The organism is Pantoea sp. MBLJ3 (assembly GCF_000816655.1).
Classification (GTDB): domain Bacteria; phylum Pseudomonadota; class Gammaproteobacteria; order Enterobacterales; family Enterobacteriaceae; genus Pantoea; species Pantoea eucalypti.
Genome location: NZ_JSUT01000005.1, coordinates 172016 through 193189 on the forward strand (window position 1 = coordinate 172016; position 21174 = coordinate 193189).

A 21174-nucleotide genomic window follows, 5' to 3' on the forward strand; every position below is an offset into this window, starting at 1 on the left:
TGTTGTGTCTCTTCAACCCACATTGATTGCTCAAATCAGCGATCTGCATATCAAGGCCCATGGCCGCCTTTCATACAAACAGGTCGATACCCATGCGGCGTTACTGCAGGTTATCGATACTCTCAACACGCTGCAGCCACGACCTGATGCAGTGGTGATTACCGGCGATCTGGTCGATTTTGGCAGGCCGGATGAGTATCAGACTTTGCGGGAAGCCCTGCAGCGCCTGCAACCGCCGTTTTATCTCATGGCGGGCAATCACGACGACCGCGAGGCGCTGCGGGCTGCCTTCCCTGATCACGGCTATCTGCAATCCGGACCCACACTGAACTGGCAGCTGAGTGTGGGCGGCGTCAGGTTGATTGCCCTGGATTCCAGCGTACCGCAACAGCCGTGGGGTGAGGTAGACGAGGAACAGTTAGAATGGCTGGACCAGGCGCTGGGCATGTCCGCGGATCAGCCCACCCTGGTCATGCTGCACCATCCGCCTTTTGCCTGCGGCATTGCGCATATGGATCGGCAACGGTTACGCCATCCGCAGGCTCTTGAGGCGATCATTGCCCGTCATCCGCAGGTAGAACGGGTCTTGTGTGGACATCTGCATCGCAGCCTGCAGACCCGCTTTGCTGGCACGCTCGCCTGTGTCGCGCCGGGCGTATCGCATCAGGTCGCGCTGGATCTGCATCCGGAGGGGCCCGCGCACTTTATCCTGGAGCCGCCCGGCTATTTACTGCATTGCTGGCAACCCGGAGAGGGAATGGTCACACATCAGTGCGCGATTGGCCATTTTTCAGGACCCTGGCCATTTTACGATAGTCAGGGATTAATCGATTAGTGCCAGCTAAATCTGTATTAAGCGGGGTAAAATTTGTCTTAGTGCTGCTCAAAAATGCCGACACAGTGTAGACTTAAGCCCGGATATCAGGGCCTCTGGCACACTTAAAAAAATAATCAGGCATTCACGACATGACACTCATCTTCGGCGCGGCGACGCCATGCTAAAGCACATCCGGCCCAAGGCCGATTTGCGCAATCTGATCGCCTTGCTGGTGATTGTCAGCATTGTTATCACACTCGCGAACGCGCTCTACGCTACCTGGCGGGTTCAGCGCCAGGTGCTTATTGACACCACGCTTGAGGCTAACCGGGCGTATGCCGCCAAGCTCGCCTCAACCAGTGAAATTTTCTTCCAGCTGGCGCAGTCTCAACTTCATTACAGCGCCAATCAGCTCAGCCGTGACTTTACTAATCAGGGGCTGCTGAACAATGAAGTCAATCGACTGCGTGAGCAGACCACCAGTTTCAACTCCGTCGCGATCGTGGATGCGCAGGGCGTGATCAAAGCAATTTCCCCCGAGTCACTGACGTTACAGGGTATGCACCTCACCAGTGACGCCTCGCGAGAGGCGCTGACCCTGCGACAGCCGATCATCAGTAAACCCTCCCTTTCTGCCGCCAATAATCTGCTGGTTTTTGTCTCATGGCCTGTCTGGAGTCCCGAGGGTGACTACCTGGGCTACATCGGCGGCACGATCTACCTGAAGAAGAAAAGCATACTCAATGCGCTGCTGGGTGAGCAGTTCTATCGCGATGGCACAACGGTTTATGTGCTCGATAGCAACAATGAGGTGTTGTATCACCAGAATCGTCAACTGATTGGCAAAACGCTGCCTGCCATCGTCAATCCGCGTGATGACCAGACCAATGGCTCGCTGATGCTTGCCGGTCCGGGTAATGCCACACAGCTGGCGGGCTTTGCCGTGGTGCCGACGACCGGCTGGACAGTGGTAGCGTTGAAGCCGATTAACGTCACACTGGATCCGCTGTCCGGTCTGTTGATGAAAGTGCTGAAAAATTCTGTGCCGTTCGCGCTGCTGACTCTGCTGGTGGCCTTAGTCATGGCACGTCTGATTGCCCGGCCACTCTTCCAGCTGGCGCGCAAAGCCAGCCGGATGGATGCGCAGGGCGTATCAAAAGAAATTGGCGGCATCACCGCCTGGTATTTTGAGGCGGCCCAGGTAAAGCGCGCGCTGCTCACCGGTATTGGGCTGGTGCAGGATAAAATTGGTCGCCTTAACTCAGAAGCGCAGACCGATCCGCTGACTCAGGTACTCAATCGCCGGGGTCTGAATGCGGTGCTGGAGTACTATCGGACCCTGCGCCAGCCTTTTTCGGTGCTGGCACTGGATATCGATCATTTCAAAAACGTTAATGACAGCTGGGGCCACGACGTGGGCGACCGGGTCATTCAGCAGGTGGCAAGTACGCTGCGTGCCAGCGCCCGTCAGTCTGATGTGGTCTGTCGCAATGGCGGAGAGGAGTTTCTGATGCTATTGCCAGGAACGGCCCTGGATGAGGCGCAGATCATCGCAGAACGCGTACGGGTGGGCATTGCTGAAGCCTGGCTGACTGACGTGGGGCGCATTACCTTGTCTATTGGCGTGGCGGCCTGGAATGGTTCGCAGGATGCGGGACTGGAAAACAGCCTGAAACAGGCGGATGCGGCGCTCTATGAGGCGAAGAGTGCCGGACGTAACTGTGTGATCGTTGCCGACTCCTAGTCGGGTGAAACCGGATGTTTCATTACGGCAGGGTAAACGTGCGGGAAAAAGAGAAGCAGGGGCGCGGCGGTCAGACTAACGCGCCCCTTAACATCAGGCTGATTGGACGTAATCCAGCACCATGTCGTGGTGATTCGACGTCTTAAAGTTATCAAACACTTTTTCGATCTTGCCCTCGGCATCAACCAAAAAGCTGATGCGATGAATACCGTCATAGGTTTTCCCCATAAACGTTTTTTCACCCCAGACGCCAAACGCCTGGCAGACTTCATGATTTTCATCTGACAGCAGCGTAAAGTTCAGCAGCTCTTTTTCGACAAACTTTGACAGTTTTTCCGGTTTGTCGGTGCTGATACCCAGCACTTCCACGCCCGCTTTTTTCAACTCATCCATGTTGTCACGCAGACCGCACGCCTGCACGGTGCAGCCTGGTGTCATCGCTTTCGGGTAGAAGTACACCAGAACGCGCTGTCCCTGGAAGTCGGTCAGATTCACGTGTTCGCCGTCCTGGTCAGGCAGGCTAAATGCGGGTGCAGTATCTCCGGCTTTCAGTGGATTCATCACATCTCTCCATTTTCTTATTCAGGCTGTGGGTAATACACCATCCGGCCAGAAACGGCCAGCAGCAACATTACCATCAGGGGGTATTTCACCACATAGCCGAGCATTCAGGCGTCAGTAATGTGGAGAAATAACTCCGGTTTAAGGACCAAAGCTTAGCGTATCGCGCTGACAGGTTCGCTGCTGTCGGCGTCTGAGACACTGTAGAGACGTAGCGTTCCCTGGGCATTCAGCTCCTGGCACAGGGTATTAAAAGCCTGCTCAAACGACGTGCCACGGGTTCGCGTTGGACTGTGGGCCGTCATTTGAATATAGAGTGTCGGTGGCAATTCGTGTTGCGCAGGTGTGATTCGCGACACCAGTTCGGCCACGTTCATCTGATGCTTATCAATAAGATCGGTGAAACGCTCAATAATATGCGGCGAATCGGCCACTTCAACCTGGATGAATGCGGTGTCGGGCATCGGCGGACGAAGCCGGGCATTGGTTCGCTTCATGACGATCAGCAGCTCCAGCTCTGCGCCTTTCAGCGGCAATGTCGATTCAATCAGTGTGATTGCGTTCCAGCTGCCCGACAGCAGCATAATAAACGTGAACTCATCCCCGAGCATGGCAAGACGGCTATCTTCAATATTACAACCGCAGCTGCTGACGTGTCGGGTAATGGTGTTGACGATACCCGGACGGTCAACACCAAGCGCGGTGATCACCAGATGATGGGGCTGAGATTGCGGCAAAATGGCTTTTCCTCTGCTTTCGCTAATAACCATAAGGTAAACATAAAAAAAACTGCTGACAAGCGCGGGAATGGCGTGGCTTGCTTGCTTTTCCCTAAGTGTAAAACGTACCATGAAGCACTTGTTTGTCGAGGGGATCGCCAATGTTTACGGGAAGTATTGTTGCACTCGTTACGCCAATGGATGACAACGGTAATGTCTGCCGGTCGAGTCTGAAAAAACTGATTGATTATCATGTCGCCAGCGGCACCGCGGCGATCGTTTCCGTCGGCACCACAGGCGAATCTGCAACCCTGAGCCATGAAGAACATGGTGATGTGGTGATGCTGACCCTGGAACTGGCTGATGGCCGTATCCCGGTGATAGCCGGAACCGGTGCAAACGCCACCGCTGAAGGCATCTCTCTGACGAAGCGTTTTGAAAATTCCGGCGTGGTGGGTTGCCTCACCGTGACGCCTTATTACAATCGTCCGACCCAGGAAGGGCTGTTCCAGCACTTCAAAGCGATTGCGAATAGCACCAGCCTGCCACAGATGCTGTATAACGTTCCCTCGCGCACCGGTTGTGACATGCTGCCGGAAACCGTTGCCCGCCTGGCCGAAATCAAAAATATTATCGGAATCAAAGAGGCAACCGGGAACTTATCGCGTGTTAGTCAGATCCAAGAGCTGGTAAATGAAGATTTCATTCTGGTGAGTGGCGATGACGCGACTGCGCTGGACTTTATGCAACTGGGCGGTAAAGGCGTCATTTCGGTGACCGCAAACGTCGCTGCACGCGAAATGGTTCAACTGTGTCAACTTGCACAGCAGGGCAATTTCGTTGAAGCACGCCGCCTGAATCAGCGTCTGATGCACCTGCACCAGACGCTTTTCTGTGAACCCAATCCTATCCCGGTGAAATGGGCTGCGAAACAGCTAGGATTAATCGCTAACGACACGCTGCGTCTGCCAATGACGCCACTGACTGCAGCTGGCCAGCCGAAAGTGGAGCAGGCGCTGGTGAAAGCGGGTTTGCGATAATTTAGGGAGTTTGAATGAATTACTCAGTAAAGCGGTCAACAGTAGCCACAGTGGTGGGGCTTTCTACCCTGATGCTGTTGTCGGCCTGTTCAAGTGATCAGCGTTATAAGCGCCAGGTCAGTGGTGACGAATCTTATCTTGAAGCCAGTCAGTTAAGTGAACTGAAAGCGCCGGCCGGCATGATCCTGCCGGTACAGCGTGGTGATTACGATGTACCGCGCACCAGCAGTCAGGCACCCACCGGCAAGCAGCTCGACATTCGTCCACCTGCCCAGCCGCTGGCGCTGATGAACGGCACCCGTGCGCAGTTCAGCAACAACACGGGCGCACTGATGATTGATAGTAGCCGTGGTTCAGTCTGGCCCCGCGTCGTGAGCGTCGTGCAGTCAAACAATTTCGCGATTGCTTCACGTAATGACGCCGGCCAGCAGCTGACGACCGACTGGGTACAGTGGAACCGTGCTGATGAAGATCAGCAGTATCGTGGTCGCTACCAGATCAGTGTGCAGTCGCAGAGCTATCAGCAGCAGCTCACCGTACGTCTGCTGGAGCTGCAGCAGGCGGGCAAAACCGTTACCTCACCTGTGCAGATTCAGCGCTATACCGCGCAGATGCTGAATGAAATCAGCACCGGTCTGGACAAGATTGATACCGCCAGTGAAAACGCGGCGGCAGGTCGGGTGAGTGGGGCTATTGATGTGCAGAGCGGCGCAGATGATACCGGCCTGCCAATGCTGATCCTGCGCACGCCATATAATGTGGCGTGGCAGCGTCTGCCTGAAGCGATGAAACGCGTTGGGATGGAGGTGACGGATACCACTCGCTCAACGGGTAGCATGAAAGTGACCTACAAGTCACTGAGCAGCAGCGACTGGGATTCCATTGGCGCAAAAGACCCGGAATTACCTGACGGTGATTACAAAGTGCAGGTCGGTGATTTGGACAACCGCACCAGTCTGCAATTTATCGACCCGAAAGGGCATGTGCTGACCCAGTCGCAGAACGATGCGCTGGTGGCCGTGTTCCAGGCGGCGCTGAACAAATAAAGTTGCCTCAGGCCGGAGATTCTCCGGCCTTTTTATTTTGTTTTTGGCATAATAGCGCGCGGCGAAGTAAACGATTGCGTCAAGGCAATCGCCGCAGCGGCACTGGCCGCTGAACACCCGTTATTTCAAGTCTGGAGTGAATAAGATGCAAAAGCGAGCTGAGTTGTATCGCGGTAAAGCGAAAACCGTATACAGCACCGATAATCCGGATCTGCTGATACTCGAATTCCGCAACGATACGTCAGCAGGTGATGGCGCCCGAATTGAGCAATTTGATCGCAAAGGAATGGTTAACAACAAGTTTAACCACTTCATCATGACCAAATTGCAGGAAGCGGGTATTCCAACCCAGATGGAAGCGCTGCTGTCTGATACCGAAGCGCTGGTGAAGAAGCTGGAGATGGTGCCGGTAGAGTGCGTGGTCCGTAACCGCGCCGCAGGTTCGCTGGTAAAACGTCTGGGCGTGGAAGAGGGCATTGTGCTCAATCCCCCGCTGTTTGATCTTTTCCTCAAAGATGATGAAAAGCATGACCCGATGGTCAACGAATCCTACTGCGAAACTTTTGGCTGGGTCAGCAAGCAGAACCTGGCGCGGATGCAGGAACTGACCTTTAAAGCCAACGAAGTGCTGAGCAAGCTGTTCGACGATGCGGGTCTGATTCTGGTTGATTTCAAACTTGAGTTTGGTCTGTTTAACGGTGAAGTCACGCTGGGCGATGAGTTTTCGCCAGATGGTGCACGCCTGTGGGACAAAGAGACCCTGGATAAAATGGATAAAGACCGTTTTCGCCAGAGCCTGGGTGGCGTAGTCGAAGCTTATGAAGCAGTGGCACAGCGGCTGGGTGTAAAACTCGACTGAGTCAGCCTGCAGTGCAGTAAGTAAGCAGAATAAAACGGAGAGCCCAGGCTCTCCGTTTTCATTTCAGCCTAAAGCTGGTGATTGCCCGGTCACGCAACTAAAATCATGCCATCTGAAAAAAATGACTGAGGGAAGAGAGCATGCGCTGGCAAGGGCGTCGCGAAAGCGACAATGTAGAGGACCGTCGCGATCAATCGTCCGGTTTAGGTGGCGGAGGCCGTCAGATTCGTCTGCCGCGCGGCAAAGGCGGTATCATCCTGTTGGTGGTGGTGGCTATTGCAGGTTATTACGGTTATGACCTTACCGCGCTGCTGACGGGTGGGGACGTTGCACCAACCAGCCAGCAGCAACAGCGCAGCGTCAGCACCAATGATGACGAGGCTGCAAAATTCACTAAGGTGATTCTTGCGACCACGGAAGATACCTGGGGCAAGCTGTTCAAACAGATGAACAAACAGTATGTTGCACCAAAGCTGGTGATGTATCGCGGGGCAACCCGAACCGGCTGCGGCACAGGCCAATCCGTGATGGGACCCTTCTACTGTCCAGCCGATCAGACTGTCTACATCGATCTCTCTTTCTACGATGAGATGAAAAACAAACTCGGCGCTGACGGCGACTTCGCCCAGGGCTACGTTGTCGCGCATGAAGTGGGCCACCATGTTCAGAAACTGCTGGGTATTGAGCCTAAAGTACGTGAAATGCAGCAGGGCGCGAGCCAGACGCAGGTCAATCAGCTCTCTGTGAAAATGGAATTGCAGGCAGACTGTTTTGCCGGTGTCTGGGGACACTATATGCAGCAAGAGAACATCCTTGAAGCAGGGGATTTGCAGGAAGCGCTGAACGCCGCAGAGGCGATTGGCGATGACCGTCTGCAGCAGAAGGGTCAGGGCCGCGTAGTGCCGGACAGCTTTACCCATGGCACCTCTGAGCAACGCTACACCTGGTTTAAGCGCGGATTTGATGGTGGCAATCCAGGACAGTGCAACACCTTCGCCAGCAACTGATGATCGCAACACAGCCTATGCAGCAGGCCGGTGTGCGTCGCCTGGCCGTGATCAGCGGCGACCCGGACTGGTGCCTGGAGCGTGCTGCAGAGTGGCATGACGCGTTGCCAGGCGACTGGCTGGTGCTAAGCCCGGAGCCGCTCTTCTCTGCTTCCTCTGGTGAGTCACTTATACACAAACAGCCAGGCGCGGTTCGCACGCTGCTTGGCCGAGAATTTCGTCATGGGATATTCGATGCCCGCCAGGGCTTTCATGCCGAGGCTTTCGCTGCGCTGGCTGGCACGCTCACCGCCGGTAGCTGGCTGTTACTGCTGGTCCCGCCCTGGGAAGGGTGGTCGCAGCAGCCTGACACCGACAGCCTGCGCTGGGCCGATGTCGCTCAGCCCATCCCAACACCCCGTTTTGTTCACCATCTGCAACAGCTGATCCTGGCGGATGACCAGATACTGCTGGAGCGGCAGCATCAGCCATGCCGTTTTCCGGTGCAGCCTGACTGGCCAGAATGGCACTGTCAGGCCCCGCAACAGCAGCAGGCGATACTCGATCAACTGATGAGACTGCCATCGGGGATCGCGGTGCTGACCGCCGCCCGTGGACGGGGTAAATCGGCGCTGGCGGGGATGCTGGCCCGCCAGAATCGCCATTGTCTGGTCACGGCACCCGCGAAAGCTTCAACGGAGGTGCTGGCCACCTTTGCCGCTGAGCATTTTCACTTTATGGCGCCGGATGCACTGCTGGCGCTGGCGCCGCCGCCCGAGGCGGATTGGCTGATTGTGGATGAAGCGGCGGCGATACCGGCCCCGCTACTGCAGGCGCTGGTCAGCCGTTATCCCCGCGTGTTGCTCACCACCACCGTGCAGGGCTACGAAGGCAGCGGGCGCGGCTTTATCCTTAAGTTCTGCGCCGGGCTTACCGGGGTGCACTACTACACGCTGGACGAGCCGTTACGCTGGTCGCGTTGTGATCCGCTGGAGCAGTGGCTGAATCAGGCGCTGCTGTTTGACGATGCCAGCGCGACGGCACCCGATTCTCCGGCCACACCGCATCCTGTTGAACGTCACGATTTCAGCACGCTGGAAGCCGCCTATCGCCTGCTCACCAGCGCGCACTATCGCACGTCGCCACTTGATCTGCGCCGCCTGCTGGATGCGCCGGGTATGACGTTGTGGCGGGCGGGCGAGACACCTGCATTACAGGGTGCACTCTGGCTGGTGGAGGAGGGCGGTCTTGAGCCAGCACTGGCGCAGGCGGTCTGGGCGGGCACCCGGCGACCACGCGGGAATCTTGTGGCGCAATCGCTGGCTGCCCACGCCGGTCTTGCCGAAGCGGCAATCCTGCGCTCGCAACGAATCAGCCGTGTTGCCGTGGCAACGGAGAGCCGTCGCCGCGGAATCGGTCAGCAGCTTGTGGCCGCCGCGGCCCGTGCGGCTGCCGAACACGACTACCTCTCTGTCAGCTTCGGCTACACTGAATCACTCTGGGCGTTCTGGCGCGCCTGTGGTTTTACTCTGGTGCGAATAGGCAGCCAGCGCGAAGCCAGCAGCGGCTGCTATGCGGCAATGGCTATTCTGCCCTGTTCTGCTGCGGGCAGGGCATTAGCGCACCGGGCGGCAGAACAGCTGGCGCGTGACTGGCCACTGTTGCGACAACATATCGCGCTGCACCTGCAGTTTGATCAGATCCCAGATAATGGATTAACAGCCCAGGATATGCATCTGGCCATCGGTTTTGCCTGGGCGCAGCGGCCCCTGGAGGCGAGCCTGCCGGTATTGCAGCGTCTGGCAGAAGCCAGTGTCGCGCCCGCCCCGTTATTGGCCGCAGTCGTTGCCGCCCCCGATGCGCTAAGCGAGCTTGCCCGGCAGGCAGGCGTGAGTGGCCGTAAAGCGCTGGTCGCGGTGTTACGTCAGCAGGCAGCAACAGCGCTCCAGAGCCTGGGCGTTACTGCGGACTGACTGCACCGGCCGTTGAAATAATTCGACCAGCTGGTTCAAATTATCCCCATATCATTTTTTGCTACGCGGCGTAGAGTGAACACAGGAGGTCAACAACATGACACTGAAATATGTAATCGTTCAACAGCCTGCTACCACAGCACAGCTGTTTCTGCTCTACCATGGCGTTGGCGATAACCCGGATTCAATGGGTGAGATTGGTCACTGGTTTGCGAAAACCTTCCCCGACGCGCTGGTGGTGTCCGTTGGCTCGCCTGGCGCGGTTCGTCAGTGGTTTGGCGAAACTGACCTGCACGATCAGACTATCCAGCAGCGGGTTGATGCGGCGATGCCGCAGTTTGTCGAGTCGGTGCGTCACTGGCAAAAAAAGAGCGGCGTGCGGGCGGAAGCGACAGCCTTAGTCGGTTTTTCCCAGGGTGGCAGTATGGTGCTGGAAGGCGTCAAAGCGAATCCTGATCTGGCGGGCCGCGCGGTGGTGTTCAATGGCCGGTTTATCACGCTGCCGGAGAAAGCCAGTACCCGCACCACGATTCATCTGATCCACGGTGATTATGATGAGCAGATCCCGTTGCACCATGCACAGGAGGCGGAGCAGCGGCTGACCGCCCGCGGGGGCGACGTCACTCTGGACATCGTTGACGATCTGGCGCATGCCATCGATCATCGCAGTATGGAACTGGCGCTGAATCATCTGCGTTATACGGTGCCAAAACGCTACTTTGATGAGGCGTTAAGCGGCGCAAAACCCGGTGACGATGACGTTATCGCGTTGATGTAAAAATGCCCCTGCAGAGCAGATTGCTGACAATGCCGAACCGGGGGTAATCCCGCCGCTACGCATAAATTCAACACGCAGGGAGCTCGGTCAGAGGAGGAAAGCGTCCCGCGCCAGGGACGGTGCGGGCCGAGCGGCCATGGATTGGCTTTAGCGACTTTCCGATCTGACCGTGTACCCTGCGCAGGCTCGATCTTAACGCTGATGAGGGCTGACTTTATGAAGAACAATAAAAATGCCCCTGCAGAGCAGGGGCATTTTCGTTTACTTCTTCTTCGGCCAGTTATCGTCGTCATCCCATTTATCGTTGAAATCACGATGCGGCGGCAGGTCTGGTTTGTTATCCATAAACTTCTTGTGATCGATGCGTTTCAGATCTTTATAAACGTTCATCAGCACGCCAACCATCAGCAGGATCACCAGGATCCACCAGTAATCTTTAATAAATTCCATTTGCTGCTCCTTAACATCGCCATCAGGCGATCAGTTGTTCCATGATGCGTTGGTACATCCGGCTCAGCATCTGCAGATCTGAAGCTTTCACACACTCATTGATTTTATGAATGGTGGCATTTACCGGTCCCAGTTCAACCACCTGCGCCCCCATCCGGGCAATAAACCGGCCATCAGAGGTTCCACCCGTAGTCAGCAGCTGCGGCTTAATTTCATTATAGTGCGCGACAGCTTTTACGACGGCATCAACCAGCTTACCGCGCGTGGTCAGGAAGGGTTGACCCGAAAGTTTCCACTCAATGGTGTAACGCAGCTGGTGACGATCCAGCAATGCTTCGACGCGCTGACGAATCAGCTCATCAGTGAGTTCAGTGCTGAAGCGGAAGTTAAACTGCACAAACAGCTCGCCAGGAATCACGTTGTTGCTGCCGGTGCCCGCCTGGACATTGGCAATCTGCATGCTGGTTGCCGGGAAGAACTCATTCCCCTGATCCCACTCCGTGGCGACCAGCTCATTCAGTGCTGGCATTGCCCGGTGGACCGGATTATCCGCAAGGTGCGGATAGGCGACGTGGCCCTGCACACCATGCACCGTCAGGTTGGCAGTGATTGATCCACGACGGCCATTTTTCACCACGTCACCGACCACTTCCGTACTGGACGGCTCACCGACCAGGCAATAGTCGAGCCGTTCCCGGCGCGCCATCAGCCGTTCAACCACTTTAACCGTGCCGTTGGTCCCGCTGGCCTCCTCATCAGAGGTAATCATAAAGGCGAGTCGCCCTCTGTGATGGGGACGTGCTGCAACAAAACGTTCGGCAGCTACCACCATGGCGGCCAGTGAACCTTTCATGTCGGCCGCACCACGACCAAACAGCATGCCATCGCGTATGGTGGGCTCAAACGGTGGGTTGATCCAGCGACTGGCATCGCCAGGCGGCACCACATCGGTGTGACCGGCAAACGCCAGTGTTTCACCTTCGCCACGGGTGGCCCAGAAATTCAGGGTGTCGTCGATGTTCATCGTTTCAATCTTAAAACCAATAGCTTCAAGACGGGCGATCAGCAGAGCCTGACATCCGGCATCATCGGGGCTGAGGGAAGGGCGACGAATAAGCTGCTGCGTCAGCTCAATGACCGGGCAAAACATATTATGACCTCTCCTGGATAGCATTCTGATAGGTGGCTTCGCTGAAACCGGCGAGCAAACTGCCATCCGGGGTGCGCAACAGCGGGCGCTTAATCATGGCGGGATGCGCCAGCATCAGCGCTTTGGCGCTGCTGGCATCGGTAACCCCTTCACGGTCGGTCTCTGGCAGTTTACGCCAGGTGGTGCCGCGGGTATTAAGCAGGGCTTCGTAGCCCAGCGCATCGATAAATTCCTGCAGCAGGACATCGCTCAGGCCATCGGCACGGTAATCGTGAAAGTGATACTCAACGCCTGCGTCTGTTAAAAAGCGCCGGGCTTTTTTTATGGTGTCGCAATTTTTAATCCCGAACATCACCCACTGCGTGCTCATTGCCCGATCCTTATTGTCCTGTGAGAAGTAAAAGCTGAAAAAGCAGCCAAAGCGCGAGTTTACCATAGTGTGATCCGTTGCGGCAGTTGCCGGGGCGCGGGAATCTGACCCGCGATCGTGTCGTGAAAGCCACCGCTTATCCTCGGGTAACCGCTATCAATTTCTCAGGTAATCATTACCTTGCTTAGCATTATTTTATTCGGAATTTCGCCATGCAGATAAAATAGTCTACCGCTGGGCTTAAAATAAATTATTTTCAATCGGGTTAAGGAGTTGCTGAAATGTGCGTCAGCTTCCAGAACCGGCAGAATTCATGTTTTTATCAGGCTTGCCGATAAATAAAACAGGTGTAACCGTATTCACCTGATTAAAAAAAGAGCGTAACATCGCCAGCACAATAAGAGAGGGCATCATGATTGACACTGAAATGGGAACCTGGAAAGAATTTATCGAATCAATGTTACGCAACAAGTAACAGGCTGAGGTAAAGGCGGGGTAAACCTGCTGACTGGAATTCTTACCACACACAGAAATAAGGCGGCCACTGACATCAGTGGCCGCTTTTTATTTGCCTCAGTGATCAGTCGAGTGGCTTCTCTTTAAGCGGGAAGCGACGGCGAACCAGCACAAAGAACAGCGGCACAAAAAAGATCGCCAGCAGCGTGGCGGAGATCATTCCACCCATCACACCGGTTCCTACCGCGTGCTGACTGCCGGAGCCTGCGCCGCTGCTGATTGCCATCGGCAGCACGCCAAAGATAAAGGCCAGCGAGGTCATCAGAATCGGTCGCAGACGCTGACGCGATGCCTCCAGCGTGGACTCCACCAGTTCGCGTCCTTTACTGTTAATCTCATTAGCAAATTCCACAATCAGGATGGCGTTTTTGGCGGATAACCCGACGACTGTCAGCAGGCCCACCTGGAAGTAGACATCATTCTCCAGTCCGCGCAGCCAGGTCGCAATCAACGCGCCGACGACACCCAGTGGGACCACCAGCATCACCGAGAACGGAATTGACCAGCTTTCATACAGTGCGGCCAGGCAGAGGAATACAACCAGCAGCGAAATGGCATACAGCGCCGGTGCCTGTGAGCCAGAGAGGCGCTCCTGATAAGAAGCACCTGTCCACTGGAACCCGACGCCCAGTGGCAGGGCATTCACCAGCTTTTCCATCTCATCCATTGCCGTGCCGCTGCTGACGCCATTAGCCGCTTCTCCGACAATCTCCAGTGAAGAATAACCGTTATAGCGTTCAAGACGGGGTGAGCCGGTCTCCCAGCGGCTGGTGGCAAACGCGGAGAAGGGGACCATTTTGCCGCTGCTGTTGCGCACATACCACTTATTGACGTCGTCCGGCAGCATGCGGAATTCGGCGGCGGCCTGTACATAGACCTTTTTCACCCGACCGCGATCCAGGAAGTCGTTCACATAGGTTGAGCCCCAGGCCGTGGTCATCGTGTCGTTGATGGTATCCAGCGACACGCCCAGCGCCTGCGCTTTACGGGCATCGACATCGATCTGCAGCTGCGGACTGTCATCCAGTCCATTGTGCCGTACCCGGGACAGCGACTTATCGTTGCCTGCCATCTCCAGCAGTTTGTCGCGCATCGCCATCAGTTGGGTATGGCCGATACCGGCGTGATCCTGCAGTTCCATGTCAAAACCAGAGCTGCTGCCCATGCCGGTGATAGCAGGTGGACTGCTGGCAATCACCCGGCCCTCTTTAATCTTCTGAAACGCTTTGGTCGCGCGATCGATAATCGCAAACGAAGTCCGATCGGCGCCGGGCCGCGCTTCCCAGTCTTTCAGACGGACAAACAGACGTGCGACGTTCTGTCCATTGCCGCCCGGCCCGGCACCGATAGTGGAGAAAACCGACAGTACGTTGGCCTTCTCCTTGGTGAGATAATAATTTTCGACTTTGGCAACGACGCTGGCCGTTTGCTCAAGCGTCGCACCTGCCGGAAGCTGAACCTGAGTCAGGAATACGCCGCGATCTTCCAGCGGCAGAAACGACGTCGGCAGACGCAGAAACAGAAACGCCATCAGGCCAATAATCGCGACATAGACCAGCAGCCAGCGACCACCTGTGCGCAGGATGCCCGCAACGCCGCGTTCATAGCGGTCAGCGTTACGATTAAAGTGGCGATTGAACCAGCCGAAGAAGCCGCGACGCTCGTGCACCTCGCCCTGCGCAGCGGGTTTGAGCAGTGTGGCACAGAGCGCTGGCGTCAGGATCATCGCTACCAGCACTGACAGCACCATCGCCGAGACAATGGTGATTGAGAACTGACGATAAATGGCGCCAACGGTACCGCCGAAAAACGCCATTGGCACAAACACCGCAGAGAGCACCAGCGCGATACCCACCAGTGCACCCTGAATCTGTCCCATCGATTTTCGTGTGGCAGCACGCGGCGAAAGTCCCTCTTCATGCATGATGCGTTCAACGTTCTCCACCACCACAATGGCATCATCCACCAGTAGTCCTATCGCCAGCACCATGGCAAACATGGTCAGGGTATTGATGCTGAATCCAAAGGCATAAAGGACGCTAAAGGTGCCAAACAGCACTACCGGCACCGCAATGGTGGGAATTAAGGTGGCGCGGAAGTTCTGCATAAACAGATACATCACGCCAAATACCAGCACGATTGCTTCAAGCAGCGTCTTCACCACATCGGTAATTGATGCTTTGACGAACGGCGAGGTTTCATAGGCAATTTTTGCTTCCAGGCCGTGAGGGAAATAGTGCGAGAGTTCCTCTATACGCGCCCGTACCAGCTTATCAGTGTTCATCTCATTGGCACCGGACGCGAGCTTCACGCCCAGGCCTGACGCAGGTTGGCCGTTATAGCGGCTCAGATAATCATACTTCTCTGCGCCCAGCGCCACGGTGGCGACATCGCCCAGCGTCACCACAGAACCGTCGGGATTGTTTTTCAGGGTAATGGCCCGGAACTGCTCGGGGGTCTGCAGCATCGACTGGGCGTTGACCGTGGCGTTAAGTGCCTGTTTCTCCACCGACGGCAGGCCACCGACCTGACCCACAGCCACCTGGGTATTCTGCGACTGGATTGCATTGACGACATCGTCGGTGGTGAGCGCGTAAGCGATCAGTTTGTTGGGATCGAGCCAGATGCGCATCGCATATTGCGAGCCGTAAGCATCAACCTGGCCGACGCCATCAATACGGCTCAGCGGGTCCTGAATATTACTGGCGACATAGTCTGAAATATCCTGCTTATCCATACTGCCGTCGGTCGAGACGAAGGCCACCATCAGAATATTGCTGTCACCGGTTTTGTTGACCGTCACGCCCTGCGACTGCACCACCTGCGGCAATTTGCGCAGGGCGGACTGCAACTGGTTCTGAACCTGCTGGCGGGCTTCGTCGGGATTGGTCCCGGCAGTAAAGGTGAGGGTGATTTGCGCCTGACCGGTGTTGCTGCTGTTCGAGGACATGTACATCAGATTATCGATGCCGGTCATGTTCTGCTCGATCACCTGAGTCACGGTGTTTTCCAGCGTCTCGGCGGATGCGCCGGGATAGTTAGCGGTGATACGCACATTAGGTGGAGCCAGATCGGGATACTGCTCAACAGGCAGCGAAATAATTGAAAGGGTGCCACACAGGCACAGCAGAATCGCCAGCACCCAGGCAAAAATGGGGCGGTCGATAAAGAAATTCGACATTAAATCGACACTCCTCAGGACTTATTATTATCGGTCAGGCCCACCGGCAACGGGCCACAGGCAGAAAGGTCGCAGGGTCTTTACACGATTCTCCGCCGCCTTTCACTTTACGTGCGGCAGCGAGGGAAATCGTGGAGAAATTGAGGAGAAAATGTAAATTCGTTGGCTATTTGCGGCTTTCAAGCCACATCACCGTGGCGGCAACGCGTGAACGGACATCCAGCTTACGCAGAAGGTTACGGATATGCACTTTCACTGTCTCTTCAGAGATATGCAGAATGGCAGCGATCTCTTTGTTTGACAGGCCACGCGCCACCTCCTGGAGCACGTCGCACTCGCGGTCAGTGAGAAGACGCAGAGGGTCGGCGCTGTGCTGACGGTTATCCAGATAGCTGGCGACGCCCTCACTAAAGACTTTCTCGCCCCGCGATGCCTGCAGAATATGCCCCAGCAGAATCTCTGGCTCGCTGTCCTTGAGCAGATAGCCGTCGGCACCGGCATCCACCATGGCAAAAATATCACTGCGGGCATCGGAGACGGTCAGCACCAGGATGCGCGAGCTGATACCTTCGTGGCGCAGCGCCTTTAGGGTATCCAGCCCGGACATGCCTTTCATATTGAGGTCGAGCAGAATGATGTCAGGTTCCTGACGGCGGGCTTCCGCCAGCGCTTCGGTGCCATTGTTAGCCTCGGCGATCACGTCCAGCCGGGGATCCAGTGCCAGCAGCTGACGAACGCCGCGGCGCATCAGAGGGTGATCATCCACAATCATCAATGTTAATGCGGGCTGTTGCATAATTTCTCCGTTTTATCGTTTCAGACTGCGGCGGGGCAACACGTATCGCGCACCGGTATGCCTGTGTTCAGCCTTTAATAGCCTGCTATCTGTAGCCAGTAGCGTGTTTTAATTATTTGAAGGATAAATTACGTTAGCTGCCGTGCCGGTTGCGGTGGAAAGCGCAGTTCAACCCGGGTCCCTTGTTCCTGTGCGTGAAGGGTCAGATTACCATTAAGGCGCTGGGCACGTTCAGCCATAATCGTCAGACCGTAATGGCCTGGAGGTTCGTTAGTACTGCCGATGCCCACACCGTCATCCGTTATTGTAAGTAAATGCTCACCTTGATCGCTGTGCTGATAGTCCACGTTGATCACCTGCGCACTCGCATGACGGATCGCATTCAGCAACGCCTCCCGGGCGATCTGCAAGACATGTACCTGCTGCTGTGCCTCCAGACTCTGCAGGCCGGTCTGATAGTTAAAATGTATCTCTGCGCCGCTCTTTTCCTGCAACGAGGCGATCATTGCCTGCATCGCCGCCACCAGATCTGCCTGCTCAATGGTCAGGCGGAAGGTGGTCAGCAGTTCGCGCAACTGACGGTAGGCATCAGCCAGCGCCTGATCGAAGTCAGCGATAATCGCATGGGCGGCACTGTCATCCTTGTCCACGGTGCGGCGTAACAGGGTCAGCTGAATACGTAAAAAGGAGAGTGACTGCGCCAGTGAGTCATGTAATTCCCGGGCAATCGTCGTTCGCTCTTCAATCAGCAGCATTTGTTGATACTGCTGCTGTGCCTGCCAGATCCAGATTGCGCGTCCCAGCATCGCCGCAAGACTGCGCATCAGCTCATCCGGTGGGGAAGCGCCACATGTCTGCCAGCGCAATTCGCCAATCTGCTGCTCATCCTGCTGTAATGGCTGACGTTGCCACTCACCAGCCGCCTTTTCGTCACCGGCGCGGAACTGAAACTGGTCGCTCTCGAGCCAGATTGCCGTCAGTTTTTCACGCGTCAGCACCTTGGTCAGCACCGCTTCAAACAACGCCGGATGCAGTGGGCTGGCGGTCAGCATTTGTGAGCTGTCATAGAGTAGCGACAGCGTGCGATTCGCCTGAGTTAAGTCTTCCGTCTTTGCGCGAACCGTACTCTCCAGCAACTGGTAATGCGAATGCAGGCGTGCCGCCATACCGCTAAAGGCATGCGACAGAACCCGCAGCTCATTTTGTTGCTCAACGTGCAACGGCGGAAAAGCAAAGTTGCCATTCTCGACGTAGCGGCTGGCCTTGACCAGCGCATTCAGTGGCCGCACGACATGCAGTCGGGTAAAGCGAATCGTCATGAGCGCCAGCGCCACAATCGCAATAACACCGACCAGGCTGCTGGCGGCCACCAGATGCATTTTTAATTCGGTATAGCGTTGCAGACCCAGAACAAAGCGATCAATTTCCCCGACGTAAATGGGCACCTGCTGCTGCAAGGCCACGCTATCACCCCGTTGCAACGCCTGTTGCAGGAGAGGCCAGGCGGCGCGCAGTCGCTGGTAGCGAACGCCCACTTCGCGCGGTACCCAGGGCCGATCAAGATTGTGCAGCACCGGCGCATCCAGCGTTTGCTGATAGCGCGCGAAATGTTGCGGCAGGTTTTGCGGCTGACGGCTGGCATCCCAGGCCATGCGATAGCTCTGCATGCGCAGTGAACCCGCCAGATTAATCGCCTCGGCGTCGCGCTGACTGCTGAGTAGCGTGACTAAGGCCAGACTGGTGGTGAGCAGCGACAGCAGGACAATGGCGCTGAGGGCCCGAGCGATGCTTTGTGTAACTGAACGTTTAACGATCACATGAATGGCCCTCTTCTGAGTGGGGGAATTATATGAGCGAAGTCACGCAACGCAAATGATCCCTTCCCTGTTTATCGCACAGGACATTACAGGTCGCACATAAAATGACCTCGACTGACACTTCCCAGGATGCGTTACGATTTTACGGTTAAAAAGGGAACAGGTTTACATCGTGCCGATGTTGCTTTTCATTGCAGCGCTAATAATTCACTCAGTCATTAGCAACGCAATCCCGATCACAGATCAAGGAGCATCCAATGAAAAAACTGAGTGCTGTACTGGCGGGTGCTTTACTGGCTACCGCCTCATTTGCCACCTTCGCCGCCGCGCCAGTCGATCGGTCACAGGCGCTGGGTATGCAGAGCATCGGCAGCGTCTCTGTCTCCGGCGTTCGCGGCTCACTGGACGATGCAAATCGTCAGTTGTCGCAAAAAGCGGAAAAGATGGGCGCCAGCCATTACCGTGTTATCGGTGTCGATAATCCAGGCGATTCCAGCTTGTGGAGCGGCACCGCAGAGATTTATCGCTAACCCAACCCTCCTGTTTCCATCCCTGTAGCTTTTACCGGCCTGAAAATGGCCGGTTTTTTTGTTTTTGTGCATCATGATGGATTCTTACAAATCAGCCTGTGCATCTGCCCGGTATATTTTGCTTCGTTCTTGCAGAACGGGTAGGATTCATCGCCGTAAATTCCCGCGCTGCCCGGCACTCACTCACGGGCAAACGCACAGAGGAAAATCCCCCATTTTGCAGGGCGTTACGTTCGCATTGGGGAGACGACGACTGATGGTCCGGACAAACAGGAATGCTATGAAATCCAAAAAGAAAACCCCAGGTGAGATGCGCGCTGCGAAACGGCGCTGGCTGAATTCTCACGATGCTGGCTACCAGAAAGCGATGGGTAACCGTCACGTTCAGATGATTGCGATCGGCGGTGCTATCGGCACCGGTTTGTTCCTGGGTGCAGGTGGCCGCTTGCAGGCTGCAGGCCCCGCGTTAGCCCTCATCTATCTGGTGTGTGGCATCTTCTCCTTCTTCATTCTGCGTGCGCTGGGCGAACTGGTGTTACACCGCCCGAGCAGTGGCAGCTTTGTCTCTTATGCCCGTGAATTCCTGGGTGAGAAAGCCTCCTACGTTGCAGGCTGGATGTATTTCGTCAACTGGGCGATGACCGGTATCGTCGATATCACCGCCGTTGCGCTTTACATGCACTACTGGGGCGCGTTTGGTGATGTGCCACAATGGGTCTTTGCACTGGGCGCGCTGGCAATTGTCGGCACCATGAACATGATTGGCGTTAAGTGGTTTGCCGAGATGGAGTTCTGGTTTGCGCTGGTGAAAGTGCTGGCGATTGTGATTTTCCTGGTGGTGGGTGTGGTGTTTCTTGGCACCGGCAAGCCGCTGGATGGCAACAGCACCGGTTTCCATCTGATTACTGATAACGGCGGCCTGTTCCCGCACGGCCTGCTGCCCGCGCTGGTGCTGATTCAGGGCGTCGTATTCGCCTTTGCCTCAATTGAGCTGGTCGGTACGGCGGCCGGTGAATGTAAAGACCCGCAAACCATGCTGCCGAAAGCGATCAATAGTGTGATCTGGCGTATTGGTCTGTTCTATGTCGGTTCGGTTGTGTTGCTGGTGCTGCTGCTGCCATGGAATGCCTATCAGGCGGGCCAGAGTCCATTCGTGACATTCTTCTCGAAACTTGGCGTGCCTTACGTTGGCAGCATCATGAACATCGTGGTCCTGAGCGCAGCGCTCTCCAGCCTGAACTCCGGCCTCTATTCAACCGGGCGTATTCTGCGTTCCATGTCGATGGGTGGCTCTGCACCGAAATTCATGTCAAAGATGAACGGTCAGCAGGTCCCTTATGCCGGTATTCTCGTCACCATTGCCGTTTATGTCATTGGTGTAGTGCTTAACTACTATGTGCCTTCTCAGGTATTTGAGATCGTCCTGAACGTTGCCTCACTGGGCATTATCTCCTCCTGGGCCTTTATCGTGGTCTGCCAGCTGCGTCTGCGCAAAGCGATCAAAGAAGGCAAAGCAGATGATGTCAGCTTCAAGCTGCCAGGTGCGCCGTTCACCTCATGGCTGACGCTGCTGTTCCTGTTCAGCGTGCTGGTGCTGATGGCGTTTGACTACCCGAACGGGACGTACACCATTGCCTCTATTCCGCTGATTGCAGTGCTGCTGGTGCTGGGATGGTTTGGTGTGCGTAAGCGTGTTAACGCTATCGCGCAGACCGAACAGGATCATCATGAGGATGAGCCTCAGTCAACCCGACTGGCTGACGATACGTCACGCTGATCAGGTCTGCATCAATCAGGGCCAGCCTTCGGGCTGGCTTTTTTTTGGCCGCTAATCGCCTTTC

The 21174-nt window shown here is 55.8% G+C and carries 18 protein-coding genes; 10 read left to right on the plus strand and 8 right to left on the minus strand.

Features of this window, described 5'->3' with window-relative positions; all coding sequences use genetic code 11:
- Positions 1-4 precede the first annotated feature (4 nt).
- The gene (locus tag NP77_RS07235) at positions 5-835 is read left to right on the plus strand and encodes a phosphodiesterase (protein WP_039659565.1); all 831 of its coding nucleotides are present in this window, start codon (positions 5-7) and stop codon (positions 833-835) included.
- Between the two features lie 160 nt (positions 836-995).
- Positions 996-2561 (plus strand): sensor domain-containing diguanylate cyclase, encoded by a 1566-nt coding sequence (locus tag NP77_RS07240; RefSeq protein ID WP_008926546.1) that lies wholly within the window; start codon positions 996-998, stop codon positions 2559-2561.
- Positions 2562-2654: 93 nt separating this feature from the next.
- On the opposite strand, the gene bcp is transcribed toward NP77_RS07240, so the two are convergent.
- Both bcp and NP77_RS07250 read right to left on the minus strand, forming a co-directional pair.
- Complete coding sequence (gene bcp, locus NP77_RS07245; RefSeq protein WP_039659567.1) at positions 2655-3122, minus strand: thioredoxin-dependent thiol peroxidase; 468 nt, start codon at positions 3120-3122, stop codon at positions 2655-2657.
- A gap of 155 nt (positions 3123-3277) precedes the next feature.
- Complete coding sequence (locus NP77_RS07250; RefSeq protein WP_003848785.1) at positions 3278-3859, minus strand: glycine cleavage system transcriptional repressor; 582 nt, start codon at positions 3857-3859, stop codon at positions 3278-3280.
- Between the two features lie 143 nt (positions 3860-4002).
- On the opposite strand from NP77_RS07250, the gene dapA reads away from it, so the two are divergent.
- The 6 genes from dapA (at position 4003) to ypfH (ending at position 10523) form a co-directional block, all read left to right on the plus strand.
- On the plus strand, positions 4003-4881 hold the full coding sequence (gene dapA, locus NP77_RS07255; RefSeq protein ID WP_003848787.1) for a 4-hydroxy-tetrahydrodipicolinate synthase: 879 nt from the start codon (positions 4003-4005) through the stop codon (positions 4879-4881).
- Positions 4882-4895: 14 nt separating this feature from the next.
- Positions 4896-5927 (plus strand): outer membrane protein assembly factor BamC, encoded by a 1032-nt coding sequence (gene bamC, locus NP77_RS07260; protein WP_003848789.1) that lies wholly within the window; start codon positions 4896-4898, stop codon positions 5925-5927.
- Positions 5928-6072: 145 nt separating this feature from the next.
- On the plus strand, positions 6073-6786 hold the full coding sequence (gene purC, locus NP77_RS07265; RefSeq protein WP_003848791.1) for a phosphoribosylaminoimidazolesuccinocarboxamide synthase: 714 nt from the start codon (positions 6073-6075) through the stop codon (positions 6784-6786).
- Positions 6787-6926: 140 nt separating this feature from the next.
- On the plus strand, positions 6927-7793 hold the full coding sequence (locus NP77_RS07270; protein ID WP_003848793.1) for a neutral zinc metallopeptidase: 867 nt from the start codon (positions 6927-6929) through the stop codon (positions 7791-7793).
- Positions 7793-9745 (plus strand): tRNA(Met) cytidine acetyltransferase TmcA, encoded by a 1953-nt coding sequence (locus tag NP77_RS07275; protein ID WP_039659568.1) that lies wholly within the window; start codon positions 7793-7795, stop codon positions 9743-9745. Before NP77_RS07270 ends, NP77_RS07275 begins: the two co-directional genes overlap by 1 nt.
- A 97-nt stretch (positions 9746-9842) precedes the next feature.
- Positions 9843-10523 carry an esterase gene (gene ypfH / locus NP77_RS07280; protein ID WP_003848796.1) on the plus strand — a complete coding sequence of 227 codons (681 nt, stop codon included), beginning with the start codon at positions 9843-9845 and terminating at the stop codon, positions 10521-10523.
- Positions 10524-10784: 261 nt separating this feature from the next.
- On the opposite strand, the gene NP77_RS07285 is transcribed toward ypfH, so the two are convergent.
- The 6 genes from NP77_RS07285 to narQ form a co-directional block, all read right to left on the minus strand.
- Positions 10785-10973: a YpfN family protein gene (locus NP77_RS07285; protein ID WP_003848800.1), complete on the minus strand. Its 189-nt coding sequence runs from the start codon at positions 10971-10973 to the stop codon at positions 10785-10787.
- Positions 10974-10995: 22 nt separating this feature from the next.
- Positions 10996-12123: a succinyl-diaminopimelate desuccinylase gene (gene dapE / locus NP77_RS07290; RefSeq protein WP_003848801.1), complete on the minus strand. Its 1128-nt coding sequence runs from the start codon at positions 12121-12123 to the stop codon at positions 10996-10998.
- A 1-nt stretch (position 12124) separates the two neighbouring features.
- Entirely contained in the window at positions 12125-12493 is a 369-nt protein-coding gene (locus NP77_RS07295) for an ArsC family reductase (protein ID WP_008926544.1), read from the minus strand.
- A gap of 580 nt (positions 12494-13073) precedes the next feature.
- A complete protein-coding gene (gene acrD / locus NP77_RS07300; RefSeq protein ID WP_039659570.1) occupies positions 13074-16190 on the minus strand; it encodes a multidrug efflux RND transporter permease AcrD in 3117 nt (1038 codons plus the stop codon).
- Positions 16191-16356: 166 nt separating this feature from the next.
- Entirely contained in the window at positions 16357-16986 is a 630-nt protein-coding gene (locus NP77_RS07305; protein WP_008926542.1) for a response regulator, read from the minus strand.
- A gap of 128 nt (positions 16987-17114) precedes the next feature.
- The gene (gene narQ / locus NP77_RS07310; RefSeq protein ID WP_039659572.1) at positions 17115-18803 is read right to left on the minus strand and encodes a nitrate/nitrite two-component system sensor histidine kinase NarQ; all 1689 of its coding nucleotides are present in this window, start codon (positions 18801-18803) and stop codon (positions 17115-17117) included.
- A 257-nt stretch (positions 18804-19060) separates the two neighbouring features.
- Between narQ and NP77_RS07315 the strand changes: the two genes are divergently transcribed.
- Complete coding sequence (locus NP77_RS07315) at positions 19061-19333, plus strand: DUF1471 domain-containing protein (protein ID WP_039659573.1); 273 nt, start codon at positions 19061-19063, stop codon at positions 19331-19333.
- A 280-nt stretch (positions 19334-19613) separates the two neighbouring features.
- The gene (ansP, locus tag NP77_RS07320) at positions 19614-21110 is read left to right on the plus strand and encodes an L-asparagine permease (protein ID WP_008926539.1); all 1497 of its coding nucleotides are present in this window, start codon (positions 19614-19616) and stop codon (positions 21108-21110) included.
- The last annotated feature ends 64 nt before the right edge of the window (positions 21111-21174 follow it).

Coding starts and splice junctions, on each gene's coding strand:
- ypfH (WP_003848796.1), top strand. CDS start 9,843: ATGACACTGAAATATGTAATCGTTCAACAGCCTGCTACCACAGCACAG.
- dapE (WP_003848801.1), bottom strand. CDS start 12,123: ATGTTTTGCCCGGTCATTGAGCTGACGCAGCAGCTTATTCGTCGCCCT.
- NP77_RS07240 (WP_008926546.1), top strand. CDS start 996: ATGCTAAAGCACATCCGGCCCAAGGCCGATTTGCGCAATCTGATCGCC.
- dapA (WP_003848787.1), top strand. CDS start 4,003: ATGTTTACGGGAAGTATTGTTGCACTCGTTACGCCAATGGATGACAAC.
- NP77_RS07285 (WP_003848800.1), bottom strand. CDS start 10,973: ATGGAATTTATTAAAGATTACTGGTGGATCCTGGTGATCCTGCTGATG.
- NP77_RS07275 (WP_039659568.1), top strand. CDS start 7,793: ATGATCGCAACACAGCCTATGCAGCAGGCCGGTGTGCGTCGCCTGGCC.
- bcp (WP_039659567.1), bottom strand. CDS start 3,122: ATGAATCCACTGAAAGCCGGAGATACTGCACCCGCATTTAGCCTGCCT.
- ansP (WP_008926539.1), top strand. CDS start 19,614: ATGAAATCCAAAAAGAAAACCCCAGGTGAGATGCGCGCTGCGAAACGG.
- NP77_RS07295 (WP_008926544.1), bottom strand. CDS start 12,493: ATGAGCACGCAGTGGGTGATGTTCGGGATTAAAAATTGCGACACCATA.
- NP77_RS07305 (WP_008926542.1), bottom strand. CDS start 16,986: ATGCAACAGCCCGCATTAACATTGATGATTGTGGATGATCACCCTCTG.
- purC (WP_003848791.1), top strand. CDS start 6,073: ATGCAAAAGCGAGCTGAGTTGTATCGCGGTAAAGCGAAAACCGTATAC.
- bamC (WP_003848789.1), top strand. CDS start 4,896: ATGAATTACTCAGTAAAGCGGTCAACAGTAGCCACAGTGGTGGGGCTT.
- acrD (WP_039659570.1), bottom strand. CDS start 16,190: ATGTCGAATTTCTTTATCGACCGCCCCATTTTTGCCTGGGTGCTGGCG.
- NP77_RS07315 (WP_039659573.1), top strand. CDS start 19,061: ATGAAAAAACTGAGTGCTGTACTGGCGGGTGCTTTACTGGCTACCGCC.
- NP77_RS07270 (WP_003848793.1), top strand. CDS start 6,927: ATGCGCTGGCAAGGGCGTCGCGAAAGCGACAATGTAGAGGACCGTCGC.